Source organism: Vreelandella stevensii S18214, assembly GCF_000275725.1.
Taxonomy (GTDB): Bacteria; Pseudomonadota; Gammaproteobacteria; order Pseudomonadales; family Halomonadaceae; genus Vreelandella; species Vreelandella stevensii.
The window spans coordinates 92,373-104,893 of record NZ_AJTS01000020.1; the positions used below are offsets into that span (position 1 = coordinate 92,373).

The following is a 12,521-nucleotide window of genomic DNA, read 5'->3' on the forward strand; positions in this document are numbered from 1 at the left end:
TCATTGACCAAATCTATCTAATGCTTCTTTTAGCGAGAGCATCCATTTTTCGCTGTTCTTCTTCAGGATGGGCGCCTTGGCGCATCATGAAAACGAACGAGGTGCCTATCATTAACGTTTCAGCGTTAGAAGGCAACAATGCCGTGATATCAACTTCTTGCCAATACCGACGTGTTTAGCATAGCAAAGCTGACACCAATGACACTAAAAATCAGTGTAACGCCTTGGAACCTTTGGCGCGCCACTGGATCACAGCCGCAGCAGCGGCGAGTACGGCAGGACGCATTTCCGCCTCGACTTCGAGGCGCTCCTTGTCTTCACGCATTCGTTCCCGAGGGGTCAATTGCTTGCGTGCAGAGTGGGTCTTGAGGTGCCGAGTGCGGTTATAGACTTCTGCAAATGCCTGAAACTCTGGTCTCTCCGCAAGGCTGGGATCAACGATCTCCAGCAATACCTTACACCGCCAGGAACCTTCGGTGATATCTACCTGCTCCTGCACCAGCGCGCTCACCACGTAATCCAGGTTTTCCAGACTGTTCTGCTGGGCTCGCTGCTCCTCCTCCAGGCGAAAAGCTTCACGACGTTTCACCTCTTGGCGCAGGGAGTACGCATACCCCCCCAAACCGGCAATGACCACCAGCGCGACGGCCAGTAACAATAGTGCGACGGTAGAGCTCATGAAACCTCTTTATATCAAGCCAGAATAGTTTAACGGAAATTGTACACTGCTTTCTACAACATAGACCAACTTTGTCGTTAATCCGCTCACGCTAGCCAAAAACTGGTGGTGCCAGAAAAGTATAATGGTCCAGTAGCAGTGCACCAAACAGCCCCAGCAGGTAACGAATGGAAAACCAGAAGGCCAGCAGTGGCACTGCCTGGTCATCGCCCCTCCAGACGCGCCAGCCCCAGTAGATGAATCGTGCATTGAGCGCCATGACGATCACCAGATACACCCAGCCACTCATGCCTACCACCATCGGCAAAAGCGACGCCGCCACGGTCAGCCAGCTGTACAACCAAATCTGCAGTCGCGTAAACGCCACGCCATGGGTGACCGGCAACATGGGAATACCCGCGCAGGCGTAGTCTTCACGCTTGTGAATAGCCAGCGACCAGAAATGCGGCGGCGTCCAGACGAAGATGATCAGCATCAGCAGCAAAGGCTCCGCCGCAATGCTGCCCGTTACGGCCACCCAGCCCAGCAGCGGAGGCGCCGCCCCCGCGACGCCTCCAATCACGATATTCTGTGGGGTGGCACGTTTCAGGTACGCGGTATACAGCACGGCGTAGCCCACCAGCGATGCCAGTGTCAAAAATGCCACTAGCGTGTTCACCTGCCAGGCCAGTAGCCCCACGCCCGCCACCGACAGCCCTACGGCCCATAGCATGGCCATCCAGACAGGCAGGCGGTGCGCCGCTAACGGTCGGCGTGACGTGCGCGTCATCACAGCGTCCAGATGGCGGTCGATGATATGGTTGAAAGCGGCGGCCCCACTGGAGGCCAATCCGACGCCCAGCAGACCGAACACCATGGCTTTCAACGGCGGCAACCCCGGCGTAGCCAAGGCCATACCAACGGCCGTGCATACCAGCATGACGACCACCACGTTGAGCTTGCACAGTAACACCAGCTCTTTCAACACCCCCCAACGGATGGTGGGTAACGTGGTATCCAGCGTTGCGTATCGCATAGTGATCACCTGATGGATTGTTATTGTTTTCAAGGTCAATCATTGGACTATCGGGCCTGCACGTATAACGCTTTCCCGTCGAGCGCCTGCACTGCGTGTGATCGTTCAGGCATATAACGGTAGCGCCACCAGGCCCACCCCAGCCCCAGGCACAACAGCACGGCGCCCGCGGTATGCAGCAGCGCTAGCCATAACGGCAGCCAGAGCAGCACATTGGCAACGCCCAACCCTGCCTGTAGCAGGTACAGCAACACGACCATGGACAAGGCACCCACGACCTCACTTTGGCGGCGATAGCGCCACCAGAGCGCCAGCAGCACGACACCCAGCAGCAAGGCACCCAAGCGGTGCACCACATGAATGGCGGTGCGCGCATCGGCATGCAGCTGACCATGTAAATAATTGGGGCCCACGGTCTGGGTCAGATGAAACCCTTCGCTCAGGTCCATATCCGGCCACCACTGGGTGTTACAGGTGGGAAATCCCTGGCAAGCAATACCGGCATAATTGCTGGTGACCCAGCCACCCAGCGCCAGCTGCAGTACCAGCGCCGCGCCTGCCAGAAGCCAGAGCGGGCCTGACTTTCTGGGGGGCACCAACACCCCTTTCGCCGACCGACGAATGCGCAGATGAAGCCAAAAAAACAGCATCAACACACTGAGCCCGCCCAGCAAGTGTAGCGTGACCACCTGCGGCCAGAGCTTCAACGTCACGGTAAAAGCGCCAAACGCACCTTGTATGAGAATCACGATCAGCAGCGCGACGCTGACCTTCCAGGGATAGCCTTCTCGGCGCCTCAATGGCCACCCCAGAAGCAGCGTTCCGATCACCAGCAGACCGAGAAAGCTAGCGACATAGCGGTGCCCCATCTCGACCCAGGCCTTGAAGGGGTCAAGCGGCACATCCGGATGGCGCAGTGCGGCATGTTCGCTATCCGGCACCAACAACCGCCCGTAGCAACCAGGCCAGTCGGGGCACCCTAGCCCCGCATCCACCAGCCGAGTCCAGGCCCCCACCAGAATGACCAGCATCGTCAACAGCGTACCGGCCAGGCTCAGCGCTACCAGCAGGCGCAAACGGTGCTTATCGGAATGAATCATCACGTGTCCTTACGGCTGATCAGTCGCCGGGAGAGAATTACAAAGCGTTCACTTTGAACAAGTGTCTAATATCTTTCAGCATATCCGACGCGGGGGCCGTTGCGTGGTAGGCCAGCGCAGGGCGGCCTGCGGGGTCCAGCACCCAGACACGCTGTTCGCCACGCCAGTTGGGCAAGCGGTGCCAGGCCGTGGCGGTCTCGCCAGGCAACATCTGCAGGTCGCCGCCGATCCTGAGGCGCTGCAGGCGACCCGCTTCTCGCCCAAGAGCCCGGTGCAGACGCCATAGCTCATCCTGCCTTGCGTCACAGGGCTCCACGCATTCGAACACCAGCATCCACTGCTCACCAGGCTCAAGTCTAGACGTTAGTGGCCACTCTTCCAGCGGCGGCGCGGTCACGGAAACATCCCCGTAGGCGGTGTAGTGGGTGGGTATACCAATTCGCCATGTCACCATGATCCATGCGATCACCACCGGCGCGGCAAACGCCACGAACAGTAGCACCAGGATAAAGCGAGGGAAACGCTTTGCGCTGGATGACATCGGGTTAACTCCTGATTCTCTCGACCCTTGGGTCGTTCATGAGGCGGCGACCGCCGATCAGCATCACCACCAGAGCCGCCAGCGTTAGGCCCCACCACTGAAACGCATAGGCCTGATGACGCGCCGGTGGCACCACATTGGCTTCCCACCAGGGGGTCAGGACACCCTCCCCCTCGTGAGCATGCACCCATCCGGCAAAACGGAACGCCCCAAGCGCCGAGGCCCAGGGAGCCAGATCTAACCGTTGCAGCCTCACCCCTTCCAGGTTGTTGCCGTAAAGGAGGCCATCCGAATGGGCTCTCTGCCACTCTCCGACGACCTGCACCTGGCCTGCTGGGGTCGAGGAGACCGGCGGCTCGCGACTACTGCCGGTTTCCATGAACCCCCGCTGAATCAGCCAGAGCTGACCATGCTCGTCACGCAAAGGCGTCAGCACGGCAACGCCCAGCCGTCCATTGACGATTCGGTTATCGAGATAGAGCGTATGCTCCGCCAGATACTCGCCCTGCAAGCGTAGTGTGGCACCCTCAGCCGGCTCACTGACCGGTGCTATCAGGGAGGGCGCGGCGGCACGCTGATCAAGCGATCGCTGCTTGTCAGCAGCACGCTCCCACTGCCATAGTCCTAATAGCACACCAGCAACGACCACCACGGTCCAAAAACACCCCCATACCAACAACCGCAAGGTGACACGGGAGCGTCGGCGCATGGCACTCAAATTACTGATCGCATTGGTGTTCATAGGCATGTTGGTCAGCCTAGCCGCAGGTGCTGGCTTTCTATTGCGAGACCACGGCGCTTCACGGCGCCTTCTGACCTCGCTGAAGTGGCGTGTCGGCCTGGGCTGTCTGCTCATGGCATTGCTCATTTTTGGCTTCTGGTCAGGCGAACTGGGCTGACGCCCTACAGTACATAGACAAAGATGAACAGCCCCACCCATACGACATCGACAAAATGCCAGTACCAGCAGGAGGCCTCGAAAGCAAAATGCTGCTCATTGGCGAAATGGCCCTTGATGATTCTGACCAGCATGATGGCCAGAATTAGCGTGCCAATGATCACGTGGATGCCATGAAAGCCCGTCAGAATAAAAAAGGTCGCCCCGAAAATACCGGCTTCCAGGGTAATCCCGTAATGATGGTAGGCCTCGTAATACTCGACCCCCTGGATGACGATGAAGCAAATGCCCAACCCCACCGTCGCCGCCAGCCAATTCCGGCATGTTGATCGATAGCCCATCTTGAGCGCTTCATGAGCGACGGTCAGGGTAATGCTAGAGGTGATCAGCAGCAGGGTATTGACCAGCGGCAACTGCCACGGGCTCAGCACGCTATGGGGCCCTGCCACGGCAGCATCAGGAGGATTCAATAACGGCCACTCGGGAATGAAGCCAGGCCATAGCAGCGCCGAAACCCCTTTGGCGCCCTCGCCGCCCAGCCAAGGGAGTGCAAAGGTGCGGATGTAGAAAAGCGCGCCGAAAAAGGCTGCAAAGAACATCACTTCCGAAAAGATGAACCACCCCATTCCCCAGCGAAACGAGCGATCCATCTGGGCATCGTACAAACCGCCCATCGACTCATGCACGACATCGCGGAACCAGAGACCCATGACCGCCACCACGGCCACCAATCCAACCGCCAAAACCGGCATACCGGTGCCATAGACCAGTTGAATACCGGCACCGATCATCATCACACCCAGCGCAATCGAGCCCAATACGGGCCACCGGCTGGTCGCAGGTACGTAATAGCTGCCACTGCTCATATGCTGCCTCCTGGAACGCTTTCATAGGCGTCACTTCGTGCGACGCGATGAACGGGGTAGAGGGTATATACCAGCGTGATGGTATTGATATCCGGCGGCAGGTCGCGAGCCAGTTGAAATACCAACGGGATGGTCAACCGCTCCTGCCCCTGCAACTGCTGCTCTTGAAAACAGAAACAGCTGACCTTGCGCAAGTGTGTGGTGGCATTGGAAGGCGACACGCTGGGCACTGCCCGCCCCCAATTCTGGGACTGGCTATTGTTGGTGAAGGTAAAATCGACCTCGGCGGTTTGACCGGGATGCACGCGCATTTGACGCGTGGCTACGCTCATTTGCCAGGGCAAGCCCGCACTCCCCCGGGTGATGAACTGCACCGTAATAAAGCGCGACGTATCCACCTCCTCATGAACGATGGCCTGGGCGGTCGTATCCACCTTGCCATTCAGCCCGGTGATACGGCAGAAAACGTCGTAAAGCGGCACCAGCGCAAAGGCGAAGGCGAACATCCCCACCAGCGCCGCTACGGTGCGAATGACCGTACGCTTCACCGCTACCGCCTGCTTTTCACTACTGGTCGCCATACGCGAGCCCTCCCGCCTGTCAAACCATTAGTCATGGGCCTGTTGCCGATGGAAAACAGGCGGCGTTTCGAAGGTATGCAGTGGCGCTGGGCTGGGCACGCTCCACTCTAGATCTTCGGCCCCTTCCCAGGCCTTGGCCGGTGCTTTTTTGCCGCCTCTGACACACAGCACGACGACCAGCACGAACAGCAGTTGAGAGAAACCGAAGAAGAACGCGCCGATACTAGACAGCAGATTGAAGTCGGCGAACTGCAGCGCATAGTCGGGAATCCGTCTGGGCATGCCCGCCAACCCGGCAAAATGCATGGGGAAAAAGGTCAGGTTGACCCCAATGATCGAGCACCAGAAATGGCACTGAGCCAAACGCTCGTTGGGATAGTGGCCGGTCCATTTGGGCAGCCAGTAGTACACGCCTGCCATGATGGCAAAGATGGCCCCCGGCACGAGCACATAGTGAAAATGAGCGACCACGAAATACGTGTCATGGTATTGAAAGTCGGCAGGAGCAATGGCCAGCATCAGCCCGGAAAAACCACCGATGGTGAACAGCACCACGAATGCCAAGGCAAACAGCATAGGGGGTTCGAAGCTGATGGAGCCTCGAAATAGCGTCGTGACCCAGTTAAATACCTTCACGCCGGTTGGCACGGCGATCAGCATGGTGGTGTACATGAAGAAGAGTTCGGCTACCAGCGGCAAGCCCACCACGAACATGTGGTGCGCCCAGACCAAAAACGACAGCAGTGCAATGGCCCCCGTGGCATACACCATAGAGGCGTAGCCAAACAGACGTTTGCGCGCAAAGGTAGGAATGATCGCCGACACGATACCGAAGGCCGGCAGAATCATGATGTAGACCTCGGGGTGCCCAAAGAACCAGAACAGGTGTTGGAACAGCACCGGATCACCGCCCCCCGAAGCATCGAAGAAGCTGGTCCCAAAGTTTATATCCATGAGCATCATGGTAATCACCCCCGCCAGCACGGGCATGACGGCAATCAGCAGGAAAGCGGTAATGAGCCATGTCCAGACGAACAGCGGCATGTCCATCATGCGCATCCCCGGGGCACGCATGTTGAGGATGGTGGCGATGATGTTGATCGCCCCCAGAATGGAGCTGATACCAGCAATGTGCAGCGCCAGAATGAAAAAGGTCGTGGAGGGCGGCGCATAGGTGGTGGACAAGGGCGCATAGAAGGTCCAGCCAAAATTGGGCCCGCCACCCGGCATGAAAAGTGTTGAAAGCAGCAGCGTGAAGGCGACGGGCAGCAGCCAGAAGCTGAAGTTATTGAGCCGGGGAAGCGCCATATCAGGCGCCCCGATCTGCAGCGGGATCATCCAGTTGGCCAGTCCCGTGAAGGCAGGCATGACGGCTGCAAACACCATGATCAAGCCATGCATGGTGGTCATCTGATTGAAAAACTCGGGCTGTACCAACTGGAGCCCCGGCTGGAAAAGCTCCGCTCGAACCACCAGTGCAAAGATCCCCCCAATAAAGAACATCGTCAGAGAGAAGATCAGATAGAGCGTACCGATCTCCTTGTGATTGGTGGTCAGTAGCCAGCGCATAAGCCCTTTGGGCGGGTGTGCATGCTGGTGATGGGCAGGAGTGGCACTGCCGTGGCCGCCAGCGTGGGTGGTGGAACTATGCTGTAACGGGTGCTGAGGGGGTAGTTGGGGCGCCATGAGCTTCTCCGCCTGCTTTTCATTGTTATGGGTAGCCTGGTGTTACTGGGCAATCAGCTCGGCGATCCTGGCTGGCTGCACCGTATCACCCGCGTCATTGCCCCAGGCATTGCGGGTATAGGTAACCACCGCCGCAAGCTCCACGGGATTGAGCGTGGATCGGAAAGCCGGCATCGCCGCACCAGAGACCCCATTGACGATCCTGTCGATATGCCAATCCAGGTCTTCGATCAACTGATCATTACCGGCCAATGCCGGGAAGGCCGGCATCGCCCCTTGCCCTTCGGCTTGATGGCAAGAAGAACAGATGGCGCGGTACACCGTTTCCCCTCTGGCCATCAGTTCGTCCATCTCCCATTCACGATCGACCCCCATGGCTTCCTGCTCGGCCGCTTCTCGACGCTCGACCAGCCAGGCATCGAATTCCTCTTCTTCCATGGCATGTACCACGACAGGCATGAAGCCATGATTGACGCCACACAGTTCGGCACACTGTCCGCGATAAATACCGGGAGTATTGATCTGCACCCAGTTTTCGTTGATGAAGCCGGGGATCGTATCCTGCTTGACTGCCAGCTCGGGCACCCACCAGGAGTGGATGACATCGTCTGAGGTCATCAAAAAGCGCACTTTGCGATTGATCGGCAAGACCAGCGGTTCGTCCACGTCGAGCAGATAATGCTCTCCGCGCTCCTCTTCCCCTCGGATCTGTTCCCAGGGCGTGCTCATGTTGGAGTTGAAAGCAACGTCTTCGCCCAAGTATTCGTAGCGCCAGCGCCACTGCTGCCCGGTGATCATCACATCCAGATCGGCTTCCGAGGCGTCATACATATTCTTGAGCGTGGCGGTGGCAGGAATTGCCATGCCGACCAGAATCAGCACAGGAATGGCCGTCCACAACACTTCCACCGTGGTGTGTTCGTGAAAATGGGCTGCCTTGGCTCCCTTGGCGTGTCGATAGCGAAACAGCGAGTAAAACATCACGCCGAACACGATGACGCCAATCACGACACAGATCCAGAAAATGGTCATGTGTAAGTTGTAGATGTCGCGGCTGATGTCCGTGACACCCACAGGCATGTTCCAACCGCTGGCAAACGCCGTTGGCGCAGCGGCAAGGCTCGATGAGAGAAGTAGTAGCCATCGCCACACAGGGGGCATAGAAACCTCCTTTATTATTGTTGTTCTCGCCCATGCTTTAATTAAAGCAGGATTAAGACGTCAATCTCAGTATAGAAAACAAATGCCATCCGTCACGCAAACCCTGCGTGATTTACCTCAACGGTTCATCCAGCGACCCACTGGGCCAACCAGGCAATGACCAGTACGAACAGCAGCGTCACGACGATACCCGTCACGATGAACGCACCGGGACGCTCGCTGGAGAAATCCTGGCGACGTTGGCGGTCATTCTGAACCCCGATCAACGCTGCCAGCACCGACTTCAAGACTGACCACATACCCCTCCCCCCTCTCGTCAGCCTCAGATTGCCTGATCGACTGCCAAATGCTCTTTTTGAAAAAAGCGGGCTGCCTGTTCAGCATAGACACAAGGCATGGATACTCGCCACTGCCCGCCTTTTCAGCGCTGATGTCGGGCCGAGGAAATTAGCTTGCGAGCAGTGATCGTGCGCTTCACACTACGCAGCACTCGTCATCCCCCTTTTTCATGAGCATGTGTCAACTTTAGGGAGTTTTTCATGCCCAAGCGTCGTATCACGCTGTCTGGTGTCGTTGTTGTTCTTGGTCTATCGAGCCTGGCGGGCTGCACCACTTACACGTGGCCAGATGGCTCACAGGAAACGGTCTTTGGGGTTGTTTCCGAGGATGAAAACAAACGCTACGAAGAGCCTCGTGCGGACGGGGTACGCTATCAACGCCCCGGAGAAGTACCGGAATCCGCACAAGAGTAAAGAGCACGCATTGGCACCTTCAAGCGTTGCCCAAGCGGCGCTTGGTTAGTGCCGTGGCTTGGGCTGACAAAGGATCTTCTGGCCACGGGTGCTTTGGATACCGCCCGCGCATCTCTTTTCTCACCTCCGGGTAGCCGGTCAGCCAGAAGCTACGCAAGTCTTGTGTGACCTGCAGGGGGCGTCGCGCCGGTGACAGCAAGTGAATCATCACGGCCACTTGCCCTTCGGCCACGGTCGGTGTTTCTTGCCAGCCAAAGGCCTCTTGCAGCTTCAGTGCCAACACCGGCGGCCTGCTCTCAAGGCAGGGCAGATAGTCCAGCGTAATCGTATTGCCACTAGGCGCCCTGAGCCCGGTAGGCACCAGGCGGGCAAACGCACTCTGCGCTTCCCACGTCAGCGTCTCCAGCAGGCACCGCGCGAAGGGCAGCTTTTCGACCTGTCCCAGCCGAGTCATACCGGCCACATAAGGCGCCAGCCAACCCTCCAGATCATCCACCAACGCAGCATCAGACCAGTCGGGCCACTGGCCCGGGAAAGTACGCTCCAGCAGCGCCATGCGCCCCTGCAAGCGCCTGACCTCGTCATTCAGCAAGGCTGCAGGGCGGCGCTGCAAAGCGCTCATCAGCGCTTTCTCGGCAGCGGCGGCGGACAGCGTCTGGAGCGGGCGTACCGCCAATACCAGTTCACCGTGACACTGCACCGCGTCGGCCACCAGCTTGCCCGGCGGCTCTTGCCAGGCGACCCGTTCGTGCCACGTCGCCGTCGCCGGATACAGGGCTCGCAAAACCTGCTCGGAGAGGGGCACTGCCCTCTGGATTGGTGCATCACGGCTAGCGCTGTCGAGGTGAACGGCCACCAGATACGGCTCGCTGGCCAACGGGTGCTGCGGCGATAGCGTTGCCGTCTTGCCATTGGCCAGCTTGAAACGCCCGAGGTTCATGAGCTGGGCCACTCGGTCAGGAAACGCCACCGCAAGCAGCTCTTCCAGAGGCTCCAGATTCAGGCGTGACGGCACCGTGCAACCCATCAACACCGCCAGACGCTTGGCTTCCTGGTGCCAGGTTGGGAACGCAGAAGGCGTTTTCAGTCGAGCGACCAGGGCTTCCTGCAGTGTTCCCTCGAGACGCTCCCGGCCCTCCAGCAGCGCTGCCAGCGCACAGGCCAGCGCGGTATTTTCTCCAGCCTTGGAGCGCACCAGCATCGCTGCCAGGCGAGGCTCCACCGGCAAGGTGCCGCACTGCTGCCCAAGCGGTGTCAGCCCGCCTGCCTGGTCGAGCAGCCCCAGCCGCTGGAGAAGGTCGCGTGCGCTCTGCCATGCGCCCCTGGGCGGTGGAGATAGCCAGGCCAGCGCGTCGGGTGCATTGACGCCCCATAGCGCCAGTTCCAGTGCCAGTCGCGAGAGATCGGCCTGCAGCATTTCGGGCTCACGGTGCGCGACCAGCGGCTGGTCCTGTGCCCACAGACGATAGCAGTAGCCTGATTGCTGGCGACCCGCGCGACCCCGCCGCTGGTCGGCGCTGGCACGATTGACGCGACGGGTAGTCAACCGCGTAAGCCCCGTTTGGGCACTGAATTCAGGCACCCGTTCAAGGCCTGCGTCAATGACGACGTTAACACCGTCGACCGTCAGGCTCGATTCGGTAATCGAGGTGGAGATGATCACCCGCCGCTGCGTACCAGGGCTAAGTGCCGCTTGTTGAGCATCCAGCGTCATGCCGCCATGCAGCGTGCGAATATCCAGCGTCAGCGTTGATGACGCCAGCGCCTGAGCGAGCCGGCGGATCTCCGCCACGCCGGGCAAGATGACCAATATGTCCTGGGCATCGTCCAGCGCCACGGCTTCCTCCACGACACTGCGCGCCGCCATGGCGGCGGTCTCACCGCCAACAGGTGGCCGATATAGCGTGGTGACCGGAAAAGCGCGGCCACTGCTCTCGATCACCGGGGTATGCTCGCCCAGCAAGGTACGCAGCGCCTCTATATCCAGCGTCGCGGACATCACCACCAGGCGGAGATCGTCACGAATGCTTTGCTGCACGTCCAGGGCCAGCGCCAGGCCCAAGTCGGACTCGATACTGCGTTCATGAAACTCATCGAAGAGAATGCCGGCTACCCCCTCCAGCAGCGGGTCATCCTGCAGCATGCGCGTCAGCACCCCTTGAGTGATCACTTCCAGCTGCGTGTCAGGCCCCACCCGTTGATCACCGCGCATGCGATAGCCAATACGCTTACCCACCGGCTCACCCAACTGAGCGGCCATGTAGGTTGCCGCCAACCTGGCCGCCACCCGCCGAGGTTCGAGCATCAGCAGGCGCTGGCCACGCGCCCAAGGGCGCTCGATGAGTCGCAAGGGCACGCGGGTGGTCTTGCCCGCGCCGGGCTGCGCTACCAGGATGAGGCGAGAGTGGGTGTCCAGAGCGTCTTCGATCGACGCCAGGTGTTGCTCGATGGGCAGTTCAGGCATCGTCGAACTCATGCGTTGGCGACGACTGGGCGCTCTATGCCACAGCCTTTCAAGATCACATGCTCCAGGAAGCGACAAATAGCGTCGATGTCTTCCTCGGCCAGTGTCTCCTGGCCGAGAATGCCGTTCACCTGGGCACTGTATTCGGTATAGTGCTGGGTGGATGACCAGATCAGAAAAATCAACCAGCGAGGATCCACATCATCCATCTTCCCCTGCCGCGACCACTCTCGCATGATAGCGGCACGGCTACTGACCCACTCTCTCAGCTCACCGTTCAGGTAATCCTTCAGGAAAGGTGCGCCGCCCAGAATTTCAGCCGCAAACAGCCTGGAACCCTCGGGATAGCGCTGACCAAGCACCATTTTGGTGCGAATAAAATCGCTCAATACGGCTGCTGGGTCACTCGCAGGGGTAATGTCTTCCAGCACCGCGTTCCAGCGCTTCATCATGCGATTCAGTAGTCGCACATAGAGCGCCTGCTTGCTCCCCATGTAATAGAGGATATTGGCCTTGGGCAAACCCGCGACGTCAGCAATCGACTGCAGGCTGGCTCCGCGATAACCATGCTGAGCAAACACCTGTTCGGCGGCATTCAATATCGTCTGCTCGATGCGGTCCCTGCTGGCGCTCTCATGGTTAGCGGTATCAAGCGTCATTGAGTAAGCTCCTTGATATAGGCTCGGGTTGTGCCGATCAGCTCAGGCCCAACGTCGGACAACGCTGCAAAAAGGGGCATTTTCGCTCTTCATGCATCGTTTCAGGGCATCAAAACGCG

Annotated in this window: 14 protein-coding genes; 2 read left to right on the forward strand and 12 right to left on the reverse strand. The window is 59.0% G+C overall.

The window, feature by feature from the left end; genetic code table 11:
- Window positions 1–211 precede the first annotated feature (211 nt).
- The 5 genes from HSS18214_RS0103645 to HSS18214_RS0103665 all read right to left on the reverse strand — a co-directional run bounded on the left by HSS18214_RS0103645 (window position 212) and on the right by HSS18214_RS0103665 (window position 4,044).
- On the reverse strand, window positions 212–679 hold the full coding sequence (locus tag HSS18214_RS0103645) for a DUF2489 domain-containing protein (protein WP_016913947.1): 468 nt from the start codon (window positions 677–679) through the stop codon (window positions 212–214).
- A 91-nt stretch (window positions 680–770) separates the two neighbouring features.
- Complete coding sequence (cyoE, locus tag HSS18214_RS0103650) at window positions 771–1,694, reverse strand: heme o synthase (RefSeq protein WP_016913948.1); 924 nt, start codon at window positions 1,692–1,694, stop codon at window positions 771–773.
- A 47-nt stretch (window positions 1,695–1,741) separates the two neighbouring features.
- Entirely contained in the window at window positions 1,742–2,794 is a 1,053-nt protein-coding gene (locus tag HSS18214_RS0103655) for a COX15/CtaA family protein (protein WP_016913949.1), read from the reverse strand.
- Window positions 2,795–2,831: 37 nt separating this feature from the next.
- A complete protein-coding gene (locus HSS18214_RS0103660) occupies window positions 2,832–3,335 on the reverse strand; it encodes a redox-active disulfide-containing membrane protein (RefSeq protein WP_016913950.1) in 504 nt (167 codons plus the stop codon).
- A gap of 4 nt (window positions 3,336–3,339) precedes the next feature.
- The gene (locus tag HSS18214_RS0103665; protein ID WP_016913951.1) at window positions 3,340–4,044 is read right to left on the reverse strand and encodes an SURF1 family protein; all 705 of its coding nucleotides are present in this window, start codon (window positions 4,042–4,044) and stop codon (window positions 3,340–3,342) included.
- Between HSS18214_RS0103665 and HSS18214_RS0103670 the strand changes: the two genes are divergently transcribed.
- A complete protein-coding gene (locus HSS18214_RS0103670; protein ID WP_016913952.1) occupies window positions 4,043–4,234 on the forward strand; it encodes a DUF2909 domain-containing protein in 192 nt (63 codons plus the stop codon). The two genes, HSS18214_RS0103665 and HSS18214_RS0103670, sit on opposite strands and share 2 nt — an antisense overlap.
- A gap of 4 nt (window positions 4,235–4,238) precedes the next feature.
- Here the strand turns inward: HSS18214_RS0103670 and HSS18214_RS0103675 are convergent, their stop codons facing one another.
- From HSS18214_RS0103675 to HSS18214_RS18530, 5 genes are all read right to left on the reverse strand, one after another.
- A complete protein-coding gene (locus HSS18214_RS0103675; protein ID WP_016913953.1) occupies window positions 4,239–5,099 on the reverse strand; it encodes a cytochrome c oxidase subunit 3 in 861 nt (286 codons plus the stop codon).
- On the reverse strand, window positions 5,096–5,680 hold the full coding sequence (locus HSS18214_RS0103680) for a cytochrome c oxidase assembly protein (protein WP_016913954.1): 585 nt from the start codon (window positions 5,678–5,680) through the stop codon (window positions 5,096–5,098). Before HSS18214_RS0103680 ends, HSS18214_RS0103675 begins: the two co-directional genes overlap by 4 nt.
- A gap of 27 nt (window positions 5,681–5,707) precedes the next feature.
- On the reverse strand, window positions 5,708–7,366 hold the full coding sequence (gene ctaD / locus HSS18214_RS0103685) for a cytochrome c oxidase subunit I (protein WP_016913955.1): 1,659 nt from the start codon (window positions 7,364–7,366) through the stop codon (window positions 5,708–5,710).
- Window positions 7,367–7,408: 42 nt separating this feature from the next.
- Window positions 7,409–8,527 carry a cytochrome c oxidase subunit II gene (gene coxB, locus HSS18214_RS0103690; RefSeq protein WP_026001695.1) on the reverse strand — a complete coding sequence of 373 codons (1,119 nt, stop codon included), beginning with the start codon at window positions 8,525–8,527 and terminating at the stop codon, window positions 7,409–7,411.
- Between the two features lie 125 nt (window positions 8,528–8,652).
- Window positions 8,653–8,826, reverse strand: a complete 174-nt coding sequence (locus tag HSS18214_RS18530; RefSeq protein WP_016913957.1) for a DUF2970 domain-containing protein — start codon at window positions 8,824–8,826, stop codon at window positions 8,653–8,655.
- A gap of 240 nt (window positions 8,827–9,066) precedes the next feature.
- On the opposite strand from HSS18214_RS18530, the gene HSS18214_RS18535 reads away from it, so the two are divergent.
- Entirely contained in the window at window positions 9,067–9,279 is a 213-nt protein-coding gene (locus HSS18214_RS18535) for a hypothetical protein (RefSeq protein ID WP_083844149.1), read from the forward strand.
- Window positions 9,280–9,298: 19 nt separating this feature from the next.
- Here HSS18214_RS18535 and hrpB read toward each other — a convergent pair whose 3' ends face one another.
- Both hrpB and HSS18214_RS0103705 read right to left on the reverse strand, forming a co-directional pair.
- The gene (gene hrpB / locus HSS18214_RS0103700; protein WP_016913958.1) at window positions 9,299–11,743 is read right to left on the reverse strand and encodes an ATP-dependent helicase HrpB; all 2,445 of its coding nucleotides are present in this window, start codon (window positions 11,741–11,743) and stop codon (window positions 9,299–9,301) included.
- Window positions 11,744–11,751: 8 nt separating this feature from the next.
- On the reverse strand, window positions 11,752–12,402 hold the full coding sequence (locus HSS18214_RS0103705) for a TetR family transcriptional regulator C-terminal domain-containing protein (protein WP_016913959.1): 651 nt from the start codon (window positions 12,400–12,402) through the stop codon (window positions 11,752–11,754).
- Between the last annotated feature and the right edge of the window lie 119 nt (window positions 12,403–12,521).